This window comes from Halostella sp. PRR32 (assembly GCF_034808085.1).
Taxonomy (GTDB): domain Archaea; phylum Halobacteriota; class Halobacteria; order Halobacteriales; family Natronoarchaeaceae; genus Halostella; species Halostella pelagica.
This window is the reverse complement of sequence record NZ_JAXHGL010000003.1, coordinates 431,229-447,847: the sequence shown is the minus strand read 5'-3', so window position 1 is coordinate 447,847 and position 16,619 is coordinate 431,229. Positions and strand designations below refer to the sequence as shown.

The window sequence follows — 16,619 nt, the reverse complement described above, 5'->3', positions numbered from 1 at the left end:
CAAACATAAGACGGGGCGGAATCGCCGCGTAGACGCCGTTACTGCTCCGGTAATTTGCGAATAGAAGGTGATCGGTGCAGTAGTTGAAATGTCGTTTCGAACGGGCGTGTCTATCGCTTGTTCGTTCCGACCGTTTCGCGGCGATAACTATACGGCCGTTCGGTTCGACCCGGCGAACGATGAGTCGGACGCTATCGAGTCACGTCACCGCTCTGGAGACGGCGATCAACGAACGTCTCCCGCGCGGTCTGAAAGTCGGCTTTCTCACCCTCTACTGGCACTCCTCGCGCGGGACGACCGCTCTCGACGGCATCGCCGACCGCCCGCTCTGGAAGTGCTGGAGCGACATCGGCGTCGTCACTCTCGTCTCCCTGCAGGTGACGGCGCTCGCGCTCGTCGCGACCGCAGCGTATCTGGCGCTCGGCCAGTCCCGCGCGACCGCCTTGAACGACCCGGCGAACACCATCGCCATCCCCGGACTCAACGCGTTCATGCCCGTTGCCGCCGCGCCGTACATCGTCGCCGCACTCCTCGTCGCGACGGTGGTTCACGAGGCAGGCCACGCGCTGGCCTGCCGCGCCGAGGGAATCCCAGTCACCGAGTGGGGTATCGCGCTCTTTCTCGGCGTTGTCCCCCTCGCCGCCTACGTGCTTCCGGACGAGGCTCTCGACGCGGCGTCCGCGCGCTCGAAACTGCGCGTCTACGCCATCGGCACCTTCCACAACCTGCTCGTCGCCGCCGCCGCGTTCGCCGTGCTCCGCTCGCCGTTTGCCGCCTCGCCCACGGAGGCGTACGTGACGTACTTCGGGTGGGTGTTCGTCGACGGCGCTGCACCGTCGGCGGCGTCGGTGGCGTCGCTCGGCGCGCTCACCAACCTCTGTTTCTGGGTTGCCCTGCTCAACGCCAACGTCACGCTCATGAACGCGCTTCCCGTCACCGCGCTGGACGGCGGTCGCGTGCTGGCTATCACACTGCAATGGGTCCCGGCGCTGCGCGGTCGTGCGTTCGGGAGGCCGATGCGGGTACTCGTCGTCCACTCCGCGAGCGTTCTGACGGTCGTACTGGTTGCAGTGGCCGTGTTCGCGCCGCTGGTTGGGTTGTAACTGGACCGACGGGTGGACCGTCCCGGTTGCGGACCGTTCCTCGGCCGTGGCGAACGTGGCGAGCCGACAGTATGGATTTAAACTACGACGAGTCCGCTGTCTCCCCGACCGACCGCACCACTACTGTCGACTGTGACCATCCGCGTTCGGTCGTCACACGAACGTCGACGACTACCGCGAGGACGTCCGTCTCGTCGGCGCGCTCTTGGACGACCACGCCGTCTATCGCCTCGCAAGGACCGAATTCCCGGCTCGGACCCGACGGGCAGTTCTCCCCCGCCCACCGCTCGGCGGCCGTCCGATTGTAGCTCACTTCGTAGGCTGTCCCCGACTCCACGCGGGCCGAACGCAACGTTTCCAGACCGGGCTGGAGACCGTCGCGGACGTCTCTGACCACGTTCTCTCGCTGCCACCAGTCGTATTCGCCCTGGACGTCCGCGCTGGCCTCGTACACGCTTCGTTCGAGCAATCGCTCGGCGTTTCTCTGGGGGTCGTCGTACTCGACGCTCGCTCGGACATCGGCGTGATAGCCTAACTGGAGGTACGCGAACGCGATGGGGACCAGTGCGAGAGCGAGGACGGCGGCGGCGACGAGTACGAGTTGGCCGCGGTCTTCGCGGGTCACGCGTACCACACCCGGATGGTCACGTCGCCGCCGGTCGTCGTCACCGTTGCTGATCCGACCGCGACCCCGGGCGGTTTTTCGTAGCCGATAGCTCCCTGCGGCGTTTCGACGCGGAACAGCAGATTATCCGGCAGGATTCGGTCGACCCGGCGTTCCAGCGCAGCCTTCTCGCGCTCGAACGTCTCCGGCGCGCGGACCACCTCTGCAAGCCGCGTGGCACCCTGATGACGCGGCGACTCGCTCGCGAGCACGGTCGCGGCGTCCTCCGCGTACGCGTCGAGTTGGGGCTCGTTCGTGTCCGCGTCGGGGATTCCGAGTGCGAACGTCGTGAGGACGCCGACGACGAGCACGATTCCGACACCGACCTCGATAGCCGGCAGTGAGAGCTGTGCTCTATCCATCGACGGTCACCGCCAACACCGCCTTTCGGGTCTGTGAAGGGTAGTACGTCACCGTCACGCTCCCGTCCGGAAGTCGGTCCGTCGCTTCGAAGGTGAGCGCCGTGGTCTCGTAGCGCGACACCGAGACCGTCTCGGTTCCGGAGAGGCCGGAGTCGTCGTGTAAGACGACCCGTCCGTTCGCACGGACCGTCCGGACCGTCGTTCCGACAGGCGGTGATAGCTCTACCGTCACGTTTTCCGTCCGCCGCGGAAGCGTCACCGACTGTTCGCTGTTCGAACCGAGTGAGGGCGTTATCGTGACCGCCTCACGCCGCTCGACGAGGACGATCCGTCGGACGGTCGTTCCGCCGTCTACCCGCCCCGTTTGGGCGAGCGTCTCGTCGTCGAGGGCAACTCGGACGGAGCGGTTCTGAACGACGGGAAACAGCGACTCCAGCTCAGCGGCCGTCAACGATGCCGTTTCGCTCCCGTTCAACACGTTCGCGCGGTCGGCGAGCGGGCTGTCAGCTCTGACGAGTCGCTCGGAGAGTCCAGTCGCGATTCTCTGCCCGTCGGCGTCGCGCGTCGCGCCTCCGAAGGCGTCGTCGGCGACGAGCGTTCCGATACCGGCAACAGCCGTCAACGCCAGCAAAGCGACGAGCAGGGCGGGCATGTTCGCCTGGCCGCGAGTCATGTCCCGTCCTCCAGTCGGAGGGCGACCCCGTTGTCGACACGTTCGAGTACCACGACTGTCGCGGCTCCGCTCCGCCAGGTGCCGCTAACCGCAACGACAGAATCCGGTAGCGACAGTCGAGAGCGACCACCCACGTCGGGGTGGGGATGGTCGAGAACGAGCGATTCACCGTCGGCCCGAATTCGGTACGGTTCTCCCCGGATCCTGTCAGGCAGGTCGACCCGGATCCGCGCCTCCTGTACCGCGCCACTCACCGGGACGGCCTGCTGGACGCCGTGGCTCGCTCTCGACAGCGTTCGGTCCCCGACTTCCTCTGCCGCAGCGGTCTGATACTCCGGGATAGCGCCGCCGTACAGCGTCGTCGTCAACAGACCGATGTAGAGTACGACTATCGTCGCTTCGAGGGCTTTCCCGACGACCGGCGTCATCGCCCGGTCAGCCATTGTTCACCTCCAGACGCAGGTCGTGGACGATCAGATACGCCGTCCTGTCACCCTCGAACCGCGCGACGACGCTTGATACGCCGTCGTCGTCGAAATCGCGGTCGACGGTGACGACGGTCGCGTTCAGGTCTTCGAAGTACGACCGCCATGCGGTCGGCGTCTCCGTCTCTATCGCGATTCGATACGTCGCATCCCCGAGCGCCCGACGGTCGTGAGAGACGTTCGACCGAAAGACGAGGTCGGTCCGACCGGTCCCGCCCGTGCTGACGCCGGTGGCGTTCAGACGGGCGGCACCGATCACGAGGACACCACCGGACCGTCTGCTTGCTGTTATCTGTGGCGGGCGCGACATCTCCGACCCGCCGGTCCCGCCGCGGAGGATCGCTCCGCCGACCGTCCGGACCGTCCGGCCGTCGGATTCGTACACTAACGCACCGACTTCGGTCGTCGTTACGACACCCGTCTCGTCGAGGACCCGTAATTCTCTCGGCTCCGTACGGAACCCTCCGCCGGAGACGGACACCCTAGCGCGGTGGTGCCCGGTCGTTTCGACCGGACGTATCGCCTCGTCCAGACCGTCCGCGACGCGGTCGGCGTCGGCCGTCGCGGCGTTGCTCTCGATGACTGCACCGATGCTTGCGGTCAGCGCACCGAGCGCAACGACGGTGACGCCGAGCAGTATCGCGACGCCGATCACGTTGGACTGACCGCGGTTCGGGTCTCGCTGACCACCGGACGTCGCTCTCATGTCATTCCCACCCCCGAAAAGACGACGTACGCGATACAGACGAGCAAGCCCGAATGGAGCAGTGCATCGTACCGTCCGCGGTTCGCCATGCCAGCGAACCACCCGCTCGCAAGCATCGTCGCCTGGGTCACGACGTAGAACCGATGTCGCTCGCGGGCGGGTTCTATCGCGTTCGGATCGAGCGTCGACGCTCCCGAAACGCTCGACACCGAGGACAACTGCGTGAACCCATCGATGACGTAGCCGTCGACCGCGACGACGATCCCGACGACGAGCAGTGCCGTCGTCCAGCCGACAGCGACGTACACCAGCATAGAATCCCGGAGCGCCTTCTTCTCGTGATAGAGCCTGCCGACTTCCGTCTGAAGCGTGTCGAAGACGTCTTCGGCGTCGCTGCCGGCGTCTAGGGCACCCGTGACCAGGCCCATCGTCTGTTCGGCGAGCGGGGTTCCGACTCGTTCGACGAAGCGGTCGAGTGCGGCGGTTCTGAGATCGCCGTCGTACGTGGTGAGGTTCGCGTTGAACGCGAGGTCCGCAACGTCGTCATCGAGAGCGCCGAGGTCGACGTCGCGCGCGACGATAGCGGTCGCTTCCGAGAACGGGCGCCCGAGGCTGACGTGGCCGGAGACGGCGTGAATGAAGTCCTTTATCTCCCGGTCTTTCGCGTCGTCGAGGCGCGCTCGGCGAGCGGCCACCAGACCGACCGGAATTGCGAACGCCGCGTACCCCAACAACGCCACGTTGACGAGGTCGTACGACAGCCACCAGAGGAATCCCGCGGCAGTGGCCGCGAACGGAACACTGACCACCACAGCGCTCGACGGGTTCGTTCCGATCGTTCTCAACGTCGCCAGTGTTCCCCCCGGCCGTCGGTACGACGGAAGTGACTGTCCCGGGGGACGGAGCGCACCGACGAGTCCCGCCGCGAGTCCGCCGACGACGAGAACGAATCCGGCGCTTCCGTACACCAGGGCACCCCTGGTCGTGGTCGAGCCCAGTGGAGTCATAAGCGGTCGGTTCAGTTCCGGTGAGAGCACGCTCATCACTGTTAGCACGATAACGAGCAGGGCCGGCAGTACGAGCAGTACGATAAATAGTTCCGCGATCAGTTCGAGAAAGCCAGCGGCCTGCTCCCTCGATCGCTGCTGTCGATGTGACAGCATCCGACTTTCCAGACGCAGGTAACTCGCCAGTTCGTCGGCTCCCTGGTCGGCGTGCTCGCGGAACTTCATGAGGAAGGGAGCCAGGGCGTTCCTCGACGGCGTGTCGCGGGCGACGATCCGCAATCCCTCGTCGAGGCTTCCGGTGAGGGCAGCTTTGTTGAGCGCCTTGCGGACGGCGACGGCGGTCTCGCCGTACGCGTTCCGGTTGTTTGCGACCTTGCGAAGCATGGCTCGCTGTCCGCCGCTACCGGTCGAGAGCGCGTGGAGGTATCTGACCGCGCCCGGGAGCGTCCGACGGATACTCGCTCGCCGCGCACGCGCAAGCCAGCTGAGATACCGACTGCCGAGCGCGACCGTCGCGCGCTTGCCGACACCGCCGACCGCCAGCGCGACGACCAGTGCGATTGCCGTCCGTGGCAGTGACGGGGCCGACAGACGGTTTAGTACCGGTATCCCCTTTTGCAAGAACCCGTTGACCCCCGCGACCGTCTGGTCCGGAACAGTCATTCCGAGGGCGAATCCGACGAACGTGAGCGCGACAAACGACAGCCAGGAGATGCCGTACACCCTGGCGACATACACGCCGAAGCTAACGCGGAGGTCGGTGCCACGGTACTGTTTCCGGTCGCCGTCGTGGCGCGCCCGGTCGGCGTGTCGCGAGAACAGAGCGTACAGCACGCGGTCGAAAACGGCGGACGGACTTCCCGCTGACCGGAGCGCCAGGTCCGACCGTGTCGGACTCTCTGCCCCCGTCATCTGTTCATACTCTCCTCGGGATAGCCCCCGGAGTCCGGCCGTTCCTGCGACGAGGGCACCGTCGGATCGCTCGTTGGAGTACCGGCCGGCCGCCGGCTACTGGTCGCTCGTTCGACCGTCGCCGCCTCGTTCGTCTCCAGGTCGGCGAGGAAATCAAACAGCGCGTCGAAATCTCGAACGCCCTCGTGTTCGAGATACTGAACGTATCCGTGCTTCCGGTGGAACTCCGCCTCGACGGCCTCGACCGAGCGGTCAGTCCTGTCGGCAAGGCGGTGAAACACGCGAACGTCGTTCCGCCGCGTCTCGCTCCCGCCGGGCATGTCCGGATGGGTATACCCGAAGTCGAAGGTCCCGTCGCTCTCGCGTCGGGCCACCGTGTTCCAGCAGATCGTCGTCCCACCTTTCTCGATCGTCCCGCTGTCGTCGTCGGTACGTCGGCTATCGTCTAGGCGCTGGTACTCTCGTTCACTGAGGAATTCGACGACGCGGCCGGCGTAGCGGTCACCGTCGACGTGTTTCGGAAACACGACCAGGTCGATCTCGGCCAGAAGGTACGGGGGAAGCCCTTGTTCGACGACACGGTTTACGAGTTTCTCGATGTCTTCCGCATGGGTGGTTCCGATGACGCCGTGGCCGGTGTTAAGGGTCTCCGCGAACGTCCGGAAGCTTTCGGGCGTGTTTATCTCGGCGATCACTTCCACGTCCGGATTCAGATAGTTGCATTCTGTCATCAGGTCGGCCATCGACACCTGCTTGAAGTCGCTCTCGTGGTCGCGGGTCGTCAGGGAGACGCCTGTCTCGTGGGGGAGTCGCACTTCCCGAGACCCCTCGTCGATGCTGATCGGCCGGTCCTCGAACGATATAAACGGCATGTGTGCGTTCATCAGCGTGGTCTTGCCGACACCGGTCGGCCCGGAGAACAGCACGACGCAGTGGTGTTCGTACAGTTGCCACAGCAGAGCGACCAGTTCGGTCGAGAGGCTGCCCCGGTCTATCAGGTCGACCGGCGTCATCGCGTCGGGTGCCTGCTTCCGGATAGAGACGTGCGGGCCGTCCTCGCTGATCACCGGTAGTGCGACGGCACACCGGATCGTCACGTCGTCGTCGACGCCCTCCGGTCGGACGTTCACCTTCGCGCTCGGGTTGCTGGCGTTCAGTTCGGTTCCGTCGGCGGCGGCGATCTGTGTGACCACGTTGACGAACTCGCGTTCGTCCTCGAAGACGAGATTCGTCGGGACTCGCCCATCGTGGTCGACACCCGTCCGCGGGACGACCTTCACCCGTTCGCCGACCCGGTTCGCCTCGACGTCTTCCAGATGTGGGTCGCGGATCGGGATCGTCAGTTTCCCGTGACCGACGTAGTCTCGCAGAACGTAGTAGACGAGATCGGAGAGTCGGTCGTCGGCGTAGCGGCCGTCGACCGGCGGGACACCGAACCCGTACTCCGACAGGGCGGACCGGACGCGATACTCGGCGGCGTCTAGCCACTCGCGGGTGTTGTGCGCGGTGAGTTTCCGGGAGAGAAAGTTCGCTGAGCGGTCCCGGATGAACGCCTCGCGGGGATCGCCGTCGTCGCCGCCGCTCCCGGGGGCGATAACCTCGTCGACGTTCGCTTCCCAGATGCGTTCCTTGCACTCTTCGACGAGCGCCTCGTCTCCGGGCAGGAGATCAGGTTCGAGAACGGCGTATTTCACCGCGAACGCGTCGTTGCCGAGGAGACGTTCGCGGTAGAGGACCACGGGTACGTCGAACCCGCGAAACGGGACGGAGTACGTGTCGATCCGCTCGCTGACGAATCGCTCTATGTACTCCGGGTCGGCGGACAGGTCCGTCGTCGCTGGCGCGTAGTCCTCGGTGTGGACAACCAACCGTTCCCCCGCGGTGTCCGCAACCTCGATCGAGTCGTCCAGTGCAAGCGGGGTCAGGTCGCCGAGACAGCACAGGTTCCGAAGCGCGTAGTACGACACGCGTCGGCGCGCCGTCGGCGTCTCGTCCGTTAACCGTTCGAGAGCCCGTCGGTACTTTTCGGCGAAGCCGTCGGCGATCCGCTCGGCGGTGCCCTCCCGAGTTCTGGGGCGACGGAGGTTCGCTCCGTCGAAGTGGTCGTGGACACGTTCAACCGCGTGCCAGTCGGCGGTCGAGAGACGCGGTTCGCGCACGTCGTACGCGAACGCGTCGTCGGTCTCTCTGACGGTCGCGACCACGTCAGGCCGGAGTTCGTACTGGGCCCGAACGGTCGGTGCGTACCAGGCCTCGGGATCGTCGGGCGGTAACGGCGGCGGAACGGCCTCGTCGGCGTCGTCGTGGCGCTGGTTCTGACCCGACGTGAGCTCCAGTGACGGTGAATCGGACATACCCCGGCCTGCTGCCGCCCCGTATTTAAACTTTCACATAATAGTATTAAAATATTCTGTCGACACGCCGGTATCAAACACGTCGAAAGACGAGTCCAGGTGGGCGGTGCGGTGTTTGTCTCCGTTCACCTCGTCACCTCCACGCCGCGACAGCGCTCGTCGTGCCCGTTGCGACGACTGCCTTCACCGCAGTTTATCGACCACGTCAAGAGCGATCAGAAGGATGACGACGGTTCTGATGAACGACTGCGAGACGCCGAGCGTCTCGGTTGCAGTTGACGAGAGGCTGACGGCGAACAGCACCCCTGCGAGGGCGACGAGGCCCCATCGCCGGAAGAGACCGTCGTCGTCGGGGTTTGGTGCCGCGGGAAGGTCCGTGTACTGTTCGTGCGAGACGGTAAAGACGCGGCCGTCGTGGACCCGGCTTCCCGCGGCGTCGGCGACGAAAAGGAGCGTCACGTCGTCGGCCCCGACTCCCACTACGCGGTAGATGCCGTCCGGAAGGGATCCGTCCTCCGATCGCACGTGGTCGTACGGAGATGGACCGTCGGATGCGTTCTCGGTCATGATCTGACCGTTTCAGGGCAGGCGGTTATCTTCGGCGGTTCGGTCCGTGGATCCGGCGTTACTCCCCGAATGGGTCCTCGTAGTCGTTGCGGATGTAGTAGCGGATCCAGTTGCCGTACGTCCGGTCGGCGGGGTCGTCCGCCACCTGTTCGTACCGCACCGTCCCGCCCTCGTCGACGACGTACGTTGCGGCGACACCCGTTATTCCGTGACTGGTCTGTTCGGTACCGCTGTACTGCTCCGCAACATCGCCGTCAGGGTCGGCGAGCAACTGGAAGTCGTAGTCGAACCGGTCGCGCATCTCCCGGAGTTTCGGGACGGTGTCGGTCACGACCGGGAGGATATCGACGTTTTCGTTGAACCAGAGATCGTAGGACACCTCGCTGAACGTCTGCAGCTGCTCCGCGCAGAAACTACACCAATGCCCGCGGTTGACGAGGACGATAGCCGGCCCGTCTTCCAGCGTTTCCGAGAGCCTGACGGTTCCACCTGCGGTGCTTTCCAAGGCGAAATCCGGCGCGGATTCGTTTTCCATCGACATGGCCGGAGAGTACACTATCGAGCCGGAAGAGAGTTTGTGGCCCGGTCAGTTAATCCACGATCCTGAATCGGTCGGTGAACGACCGTGGCTCCGGGGATGTGCGGCCCTGATAGGGACTGCTGTAAGTCAGTTCGGTAGTTCACCGACCCCGCGTCGGCGAATACCGGTACACAGTTACAGTAGTCCCGATGAATGCGTCAGTGGACGCTCCGGTCGTCGTCGGTGTCGATCGGTTCGATAGGGTCGACGTTTTCGACGCCGGGCGCGGGTGCGTCGCTCCCGTCAGCGGCCCACTCGACGGCGTTACCGAGCACCCGCTGGACGGTCTCGTCGTGGTACACCGGATACGTCTCGTGGCCGGGTCGGAAGTAGAACAGGCGGCCGTTCCCGCGGTAGAAACAACAGCCCGATCTGAACACCTCGCCGCCTTCGAACCACGAGGTGAAGACGAGTTCGTCGGGGGCGGGGATGTCGAAGGGTTCGCCGTACATCTCCGCCTCGTCGACCTCGAAGTACTCGCCGACGCCGTCGGCGATAGGGTGGCCGGGGTTCACCGTCCAGAGCCGTTCCGTCTCGGCGGCCTCGCGCCACCGTAACGTCCCGCTGGTACCCATGAGCCGCCGAAACGGTTTCGAAAAGTGCCCCGAGTGGAGTACGACCAGACCCATCCCTGCGAGGACGCGGTCCTGAACGCGGTCGACGACCGCCTCACTCACCTCCTCGTGCGCGTCGTGGCCCCACCACAGCAACACGTCGGTGTCGTCGAGAGTGTCCTCGGGTAGCCCGTGCTCCGGTTCGTCGAGCGTCGCTGTCTCGGCGTCGATACCGCGCTCTTCGAGCGCCTCGGCGATGGTGACGTGAATTCCGTCCGGATATATCTCCGCGACCTGGTCGTGCTCTCGTTCGTGGCGGAACTCGTTCCACACTGTCGCTCGGGTCACGGTCTGGGATCCGACGAAAGGCGACAAAAGGGTCCGGATCTGTCGGCTCCTGCCACCCGAGGATCGCGACTTCGTTAAGTGGCCAATAATGCGCCGTCGTGACAGAACTAACCTGTCGAGACAGGTTCGCTGCCATGGCAGCCTCTATTTTCCACCGAAAACAAGCAGAAAGCCTAAGTCATCGGTGTTTCAAAACCGCCTGTGGATAGAGAGGCCCTCCGTCCGATTCTCGTCGCTATCATCTGCGTTCTCGCCATTTCGGTGGCAGCCGCGACGCTTACGTCGCCGGTTGACACCGAAAGCGGCGGTGGACCACAACCGGAAGGGGCGGGACACGACGGGACGGATGATTCAGAGGGGTCAAGTAGTAGCGACGGCGGCAGCGGCGGTAGTGTTGACGTGCCGAGGGTTCCGTTTTTCTGTGTGGATCTGCTGTCGGGCTCTACGCCGTTCTGGATCGCGGGCGGGATTTTAGTCGTCACGGCTGTCGGGCTCACTCACAAGTACGACGCGGTTGTCGCGTTCGGCCTCACTGTCGGGTTGGCCGTCATCCTCCTCCTGTTCCTCGCGTTCCTGATGGGCAGTTGCGCGGGGCCGGCGCAGCCGGACGTGACGCCACCGGCACCCCTCAACGGTGATATCAACATGAGCGAGAGCGGATCCGGCGGGCTCGGTACGGACGGCGAAGGCGACATCACTGACCCCACCACCCCGTCGATCCTCCTGTTCGTGGTCCTCGTTCTCACCGTCGGGATGGTGGTCGGCCTGTACGTGTTTAGCGGCAGGGATGCGACCGGGGACGAGGACGCGGACGCAGAGGAAACGGACGCGGAGCGACGGTCAGCGATCGGCAACGCCGCGGGCCGAGCGGCCGACAGAATCGAGGACGCCGACGACCTCGAAAACGAAGTGTACCGCGCCTGGCGGGAGATGACCGGCCATCTTGACGTCGACCGGCCCGAGTCGAGTACGCCCGCGGAGTTCGCCGACGCGGCGGTGGACGCGGGGATGACAGATGGCGACGTGGACGAACTGACCCGGCTGTTCGAGGAGGTCCGATACGGCGGGAAAGACCCGACCGACGACCGGGAACAGCGCGCGCTGGCGGCGCTCAGACGGATCGAATCGGAGTACGCCGACGACGGGGGTGACTGGTGATGGGCCGAAGGATCAGCGGACTCGTCGCGACTATCGGCATCGTGACCGCTGCGCTGGGGTTCGTACTGGTGTTCGTCCCGGAGTACGCCGGCCTCATCAACGCACCTAACGCGTTCGTCACTATCGTCGGCGCTATCGCACTCTTACAGGGGTTTCGGGCCGTACAGCTCCGCCGACGAAAAGAGGTCGTGGAGTTCGAAACGCCGGATCCCGAGACCCGACCGACGCTGCCGACGCCGGGTGACGAACTCGGCCACAACCTCCGGTCGCACGACCGTCGCCATTCGGATCGGCAAAAGCGGATCGACGAACGCCTCGAAACGGCCGCTATCGAGGGGATCGTGTACGCTCAAGACTGTTCCGAGGACGAGGCCCGCGACGCACTGGAACGCGGGACCTGGACGGACGACCCCATTGCCGCCGCGTTTTTCACTGACCACGTTCCGGAGTCGACACCGGTTCTGACCAGAATCCGCCACACGATGTCGTTCCGCCTCCGTTTCGACCGACAGCGACGACACGCCGCGCACGCTATCGCCGACCTCCACGGGGTGGACCGAGAATGACATCCCGCGCATCCGCAACCGAATCTGAAGGACCGACTGACGTACCGGATCAGGACGCGAGAGATGTCTCCGAAGAGACGGAAGGCGACGGCGAAACGGCGGAACGCGACGCGGACGAACGCGCCGGGACGGACGAAAACGCCACTTCACCCGTTCTCGAGTCCACGGACGCACCGACCCACCGCTGGCGCGGAATCAGCGCTGTCGCCTTCGCCGCCGGCGGTGCTGGGATAGTGTTGAGTCGACCGTCGCTACTGCTCGCCGGGGCTATCGGCGTCGCTTACGCCGCGTACGCACAGGCGGGGACAGTACCCGACGTGGCGCTGTCGGTCTCGCGGACCCTCTCCGACGAGTCGCCGGAACCGGGCGACGAGGTGGACGTCGTCGTCACCGTGACGAACGAAGGGGAGTCGTTCCTTCCCGACCTCCGACTCGTCGACGGCGTGCCGGAACCGCTGGTAGTGACCGACGGCGTTCCGCGTCTCGGGACGGCGCTTCGCCCCGGAGAGTCGGCGTCGTTCGACTACACCGTGACGATGGGCCGCGGGACGCACACGTTCGACCACCTGCTCGCGATAGCGCGTGGGATGAGCGGGACTGTCGAGCGCCGTGTCACCCTGTCTACGTCCGACGAGATCGTCTGCGAGCCGGAGTTCCAACCCATCTCGACGATGGCGCTCCGAGCGCTCACCACGAGACACGCCGGCCGCGTCGAAACTCGGGACGGCGGCGAGGGGATCGAGTTCCATTCGACCCGCGAGTATCGCCCGGGAGACTCGCTTTCCCGAATCGACTGGAACCGCCACGCGCGGACCGGCGAACTCGCAACGCTGCGGTTCAGGCAGGAGCGGTCCGCGACGGCCGTCCTCGTGATCGATTCGCGAGAAGCCGCGTATCTTCGGCCGTCGGAGAACGCACCACACGCGGTCGACCGATCAGTGCAGGCCGCAATGTCGGTGTTTCCGGCACTGCTCAAAGAGAGCAACCGGGTCGGGGTCGCCGCGTTCGGTCCGGGCGACGCCTGGCTTCCGCCGGGGCTCGGGTCGGATCAGCGCGCACGAGCCGAGGAACTGTTCACGTCGAACCCGGTTCTGTCGGCGGAGATACCCGATGGGGAGTTTTACTTCGCTATTCAGGCGAAGCGGCTTCGAAAACGCCTCCCCGACGACGCGCAGGTGATCCTGTTCTCGCCGCTGTGCGACGATGGCATCGTTCGCCTCGCACGGCTTCTCGACGCACACGGGCATCTCGTCACCGTGATAAGCCCGGACCCGACGACGACCGAGACCGCGGGACACCGACTCGTCGCCGCCGAACGGATCGCTCGTATCGTCGCGCTGCGGGGGGCGGGCATCCGCGTCGCCGACCTGCCCGAGGGAACGGACGTAGAGACGACGCTTGCCCGCGCCGCCCAGCGGTGGTCGCGATGACGGGCGAGATAGACCGCCTGCCGCCGTTGCACAGCGGCGTCGCCGCGGTCGTTATGATCGGCCTTCTCACCCTTCTGGCCGGCATGTACGCCGGACTCGCGGCACCCTTCGGTGTCCTGTCCATGTTCGCCGCGGTCGTCACGATGCTTCGCGGGTGGCGACGCACGGCGTTTTGGTCCGGTGGACTGCTCTTTCTCGGCGGGATCGTCGCCGGGATCCAGAACGCGCCGACAGTCGTGGTCCTCCTCGTTGTGAGCGGTGCCGTCGTCGCGTGGGACCTCATCGACAACTCAGTCAGCCTCGGCGAGCAACTCGGCCGGGAAGCGTCGACCGGACGGGCGGAGATCGTCCACGTCGGCGGGAGTGCGGTGCTTGGCCTTGGCGTATCGCTTGCCGGATTCGCCCTGTATTCGGTGGCCGGCGGCGGAATGCCGCTGTCGGCGCTCGTCTTTCTCCTCCTCTCGGCAGTGGCGTTGACGTCGGTGCTGCGGAACTAATCGATCGTCGGCACCGGCACCTGGTCGAGAACGCTTTCTATCACGGCGCGTTTGTCGACGTCGTTGACCGTCGCGTCGGGCGTTAACACGAGACGGTGGGCGAGCACCGGTTGCGCCACGCGCTTGATGTCGTCGGGTGTGACGTAGTCGCGGTTTGCGAGCACCGCTTGCGCGCGGGCCGTCTCGAACAGTCGCTGGGTGCCACGCGGGGAGACGCCGACCTCGGCGCGGCGGTCCTCGCGGGTCGCCCGGGCGACCTTCGCGACGTACTCCAGCAGTTCGTCCTCGATCCGGACCGATTCCGGTACCGACCGCAAGGTTCGGACGGTATCAGTCGTCAGCACCTGTTCGGCGTCGGGGCTCTGGGTGTCGCGGGAGCGCCGGCGTTCGAGCAGTTCCACCTCGCCGTCGAGTTCCGGATAGCCGAGGCTCGTCTTGACCATGAACCGGTCGATCTGGGCCTCCGGTAACGGGAACGTCCCCTCCTGCTCGACGGGGTTCTGCGTCGCGATGACGAAAAACGGCTCCGGCAGGGGGTGGGTGTCGCCGTCGACGGTCACCTGACCCTCCTCCATCGCTTCCAGCAGGGCGGCCTGAGTTTTCGGCGGCGCGCGGTTGATCTCGTCGGCCAGAACGACGTTGGCGAAGATCGGCCCCTCGTTGAAGGTGAACTCGCCGGTGTCCTCGTTGAACACGTGTGTCCCGGTCACGTCGGACGGTAGCAGGTCCGGCGTGAACTGGACGCGACTGAACGTGAGTCCGAGCGCCTCGGCGTACGACCGGGCGGTGAGCGTTTTCCCCGTGCCGGGAACGTCTTCGAGCAGCACGTGTCCGCGGCCCAGGACGCCGAGTAACACCGTTTCCAGAAATTCGCGGTCAGCGATGACCGCCTTGCCGACCGTATCGAGAACGGCCTGTGCTTCTTCGTTCGCTTCGCGAACGTCCATGGGTCCCGTGCGCACTCCCACCTATTATTCGTGGCGGAGACTCTCGGAACCGGTCCCGAACCGAAACCCATAACATCGAAACCACCGAACCGAAGGATGAAGCCGAGGTAGCCTAGCCCGGCCAAGGCGGTTGCTTCGAGAGCAACTGTCCGCAAGGACACAGGAGTTCAAATCTCCTCCTCGGCGCTTTTCAGCGAGATTACGCCGCGAGCGACCGCTCTGTGTGTGGCTCGCGTCAGTCGAGCGTATCGCCGTCGAACAGTTTCAGTAGCGGACGGTTTCGCCGTCCGCGTGGAGAACTGTTAGAACAGCGGGTCGAGGTCCTCGCCCTGTTCGCCGATCAACTGCTCCTCAGCCTGCGCCGGCCCCTGCGTCGTCTCCTCGATGTTCTCCTGAGTCTCGTTGGCGATTATCTGGAGTTTCGTGACCCGCGGGACTTCCGTGACACCGGAGAGCAACACGGCCGCCGCGACGGAGTCGGACTGGAGCGGGTAGTCGCCGCCCCGGACCTCCATCGACCCGGTTTCCTCTTCGAGCCAGCGACGCCCCTCCTCGATACCTTTCCTGCTCAGGTGCTCGGGCGGTCCGGCGACGACCGTCAGTGACCGCTCGGCGCTGTCGACGTCACACGGCAGCGTCAGCCGTCCCAACGTCGCCTTCCGGATGAGACTGTTGATCCGGTTTTCCGCCTCGCTGGGGTCCGGTTCCGCCGACCCGCCGGTGAACCGGGAGAGTAGGCCCGGGTCCTCCTCTTCGGGCGTGAGTTCCTCGGACGCGTAGCCGACCGTGGAAACGCCGTTGGCTTTCAGCGTGTTGACGATCTCGCTGGCGTCGACGACGCTCTCGGCGATAGCGTCGTCGGTGTTCGTCTCGCCGGCGCTGAAGAGGACGCCGAAGCGACGCGCGATCTCCTCGTTGATCTCGTCGTAGCCCGCCGTGAGCGTCTCGCCGGATTTGCGCCAGGCGTCGTTGTCGAAGACGAGGAGGTTGTCCACCTCTCGGACGAACGTCTGGAACGAGCGGGCGGCGTTCAGCGTGTAGATACCCCCCTCGTCGCTGGCCGGCAGGATACCGAGTCCGTACACCGGCGTCGTGTACACTCGCTTCAGTTCTTTGGCGATGACTGGGCCCGCGCCGCTTCCGGTGCCGCCGCCGAGCGCCGCGACGACCAGGAACGCGTCGACGTGACTCACCGGAACGTCGTCGGTCGCCGCGACGATCTCCGTCGACTCCTCGGCGGCTATCTCCGCCCCGAGTTCGTTGTCGGCACCGACGCCGTGCCCGCCGACCCGCGACTGACCGATGAGGACGCGGTTCTCGACGGGCACGTAGTCGAGTCCCTCCAGGTCGGGTCTGGCAGTGTTGATCGCTGTCGCCGCCGTGATGAAGTCCGCGTCGGCCTGCTGCTCGTACGCCAAGAACTCGTCGACGATCTTGCCGCCGGCCTGGCCGACTGCGATGAGTGCTAGTTTCACTGGTATCCCCTGTCAGCGTGGCCAACATGGATCCGTATGATACTACGTCACAAACACAGATCTGTTGCTGACGGAGTAGTTACCAGATATCGACGAAATGCCGACAATATGGTTTCAGACGGCCGATCTTCCTCCCTGCAGGCCTGCTATCCACTCGACCGAACGATAGTGGACTGGCCTCGAAAAAACGAAACGATGTCCGCTCATAGGAACTGTTGTAAGTCATTTCGG

17 protein-coding genes and 1 tRNA gene are annotated in these 16,619 nt (G+C 65.1%); 6 read left to right on the top strand and 12 right to left on the bottom strand.

The window, feature by feature from the left end:
* The first annotated feature begins 179 nt into the window (after window positions 1-179).
* Entirely contained in the window at window positions 180-1,103 is a 924-nt protein-coding gene (locus SM753_RS12155; RefSeq protein WP_323191796.1) for a site-2 protease family protein, read from the top strand.
* Window positions 1,104-1,185: 82 nt separating this feature from the next.
* On the opposite strand, the gene SM753_RS12150 is transcribed toward SM753_RS12155, so the two are convergent.
* From SM753_RS12150 to SM753_RS12105, 10 genes are all read right to left on the bottom strand, one after another.
* A complete protein-coding gene (locus tag SM753_RS12150; RefSeq protein ID WP_323191795.1) occupies window positions 1,186-1,728 on the bottom strand; it encodes a hypothetical protein in 543 nt (180 codons plus the stop codon).
* The gene (locus SM753_RS12145; protein ID WP_135533606.1) at window positions 1,725-2,129 is read right to left on the bottom strand and encodes a hypothetical protein; all 405 of its coding nucleotides are present in this window, start codon (window positions 2,127-2,129) and stop codon (window positions 1,725-1,727) included. The genes SM753_RS12150 and SM753_RS12145 overlap by 4 nt, the downstream gene beginning before the upstream one ends.
* Complete coding sequence (locus SM753_RS12140; protein ID WP_323191794.1) at window positions 2,122-2,802, bottom strand: hypothetical protein; 681 nt, start codon at window positions 2,800-2,802, stop codon at window positions 2,122-2,124. The genes SM753_RS12145 and SM753_RS12140 overlap by 8 nt, the downstream gene beginning before the upstream one ends.
* Window positions 2,799-3,245, bottom strand: coding sequence for a hypothetical protein (locus SM753_RS12135; protein ID WP_323191793.1), 447 nt, complete (start codon window positions 3,243-3,245; stop codon window positions 2,799-2,801). Before SM753_RS12135 ends, SM753_RS12140 begins: the two co-directional genes overlap by 4 nt.
* Entirely contained in the window at window positions 3,238-3,993 is a 756-nt protein-coding gene (locus SM753_RS12130) for a hypothetical protein (protein WP_323191792.1), read from the bottom strand. Before SM753_RS12130 ends, SM753_RS12135 begins: the two co-directional genes overlap by 8 nt.
* Window positions 3,990-5,912 carry a type II secretion system F family protein gene (locus SM753_RS12125; RefSeq protein WP_323191791.1) on the bottom strand — a complete coding sequence of 641 codons (1,923 nt, stop codon included), beginning with the start codon at window positions 5,910-5,912 and terminating at the stop codon, window positions 3,990-3,992. The genes SM753_RS12130 and SM753_RS12125 overlap by 4 nt, the downstream gene beginning before the upstream one ends.
* The gene (locus SM753_RS12120) at window positions 5,909-8,266 is read right to left on the bottom strand and encodes a type II/IV secretion system ATPase subunit (protein WP_323191790.1); all 2,358 of its coding nucleotides are present in this window, start codon (window positions 8,264-8,266) and stop codon (window positions 5,909-5,911) included. The genes SM753_RS12125 and SM753_RS12120 overlap by 4 nt, the downstream gene beginning before the upstream one ends.
* Window positions 8,267-8,449: 183 nt before the next feature.
* Window positions 8,450-8,833 (bottom strand): hypothetical protein, encoded by a 384-nt coding sequence (locus SM753_RS12115; RefSeq protein ID WP_323191789.1) that lies wholly within the window; start codon window positions 8,831-8,833, stop codon window positions 8,450-8,452.
* A gap of 58 nt (window positions 8,834-8,891) precedes the next feature.
* The gene (locus SM753_RS12110) at window positions 8,892-9,374 is read right to left on the bottom strand and encodes a peroxiredoxin family protein (RefSeq protein WP_323191788.1); all 483 of its coding nucleotides are present in this window, start codon (window positions 9,372-9,374) and stop codon (window positions 8,892-8,894) included.
* A gap of 197 nt (window positions 9,375-9,571) precedes the next feature.
* Entirely contained in the window at window positions 9,572-10,315 is a 744-nt protein-coding gene (locus SM753_RS12105) for a ThuA domain-containing protein (protein ID WP_135533613.1), read from the bottom strand.
* Between the two features lie 201 nt (window positions 10,316-10,516).
* Between SM753_RS12105 and SM753_RS12100 the strand changes: the two genes are divergently transcribed.
* The 4 genes from SM753_RS12100 to SM753_RS12085 are packed head-to-tail and all read left to right on the top strand — an operon-like array spanning window position 10,517 to window position 13,966.
* Entirely contained in the window at window positions 10,517-11,473 is a 957-nt protein-coding gene (locus tag SM753_RS12100) for a DUF4129 domain-containing protein (RefSeq protein WP_323191787.1), read from the top strand.
* Window positions 11,473-12,039 (top strand): DUF308 domain-containing protein, encoded by a 567-nt coding sequence (locus SM753_RS12095; RefSeq protein WP_323191786.1) that lies wholly within the window; start codon window positions 11,473-11,475, stop codon window positions 12,037-12,039. Before SM753_RS12100 ends, SM753_RS12095 begins: the two co-directional genes overlap by 1 nt.
* Window positions 12,036-13,469: a DUF58 domain-containing protein gene (locus tag SM753_RS12090; RefSeq protein WP_323191785.1), complete on the top strand. Its 1,434-nt coding sequence runs from the start codon at window positions 12,036-12,038 to the stop codon at window positions 13,467-13,469. The genes SM753_RS12095 and SM753_RS12090 overlap by 4 nt, the downstream gene beginning before the upstream one ends.
* The gene (locus SM753_RS12085) at window positions 13,466-13,966 is read left to right on the top strand and encodes a hypothetical protein (protein WP_323191784.1); all 501 of its coding nucleotides are present in this window, start codon (window positions 13,466-13,468) and stop codon (window positions 13,964-13,966) included. The genes SM753_RS12090 and SM753_RS12085 overlap by 4 nt, the downstream gene beginning before the upstream one ends.
* Here SM753_RS12085 and SM753_RS12080 read toward each other — a convergent pair.
* Complete coding sequence (locus SM753_RS12080; RefSeq protein ID WP_323191783.1) at window positions 13,963-14,913, bottom strand: MoxR family ATPase; 951 nt, start codon at window positions 14,911-14,913, stop codon at window positions 13,963-13,965. The genes SM753_RS12085 and SM753_RS12080 overlap by 4 nt on opposite strands.
* 101 nt (window positions 14,914-15,014) lie before the next feature.
* Here SM753_RS12080 and SM753_RS12075 point away from each other — a divergent pair.
* A tRNA-Ser gene (locus SM753_RS12075) sits at window positions 15,015-15,099 on the top strand.
* A gap of 116 nt (window positions 15,100-15,215) precedes the next feature.
* On the opposite strand, the gene SM753_RS12070 is transcribed toward SM753_RS12075, so the two are convergent.
* On the bottom strand, window positions 15,216-16,388 hold the full coding sequence (locus SM753_RS12070; RefSeq protein WP_135533619.1) for a tubulin/FtsZ family protein: 1,173 nt from the start codon (window positions 16,386-16,388) through the stop codon (window positions 15,216-15,218).
* Window positions 16,389-16,619 lie beyond the last annotated feature (231 nt).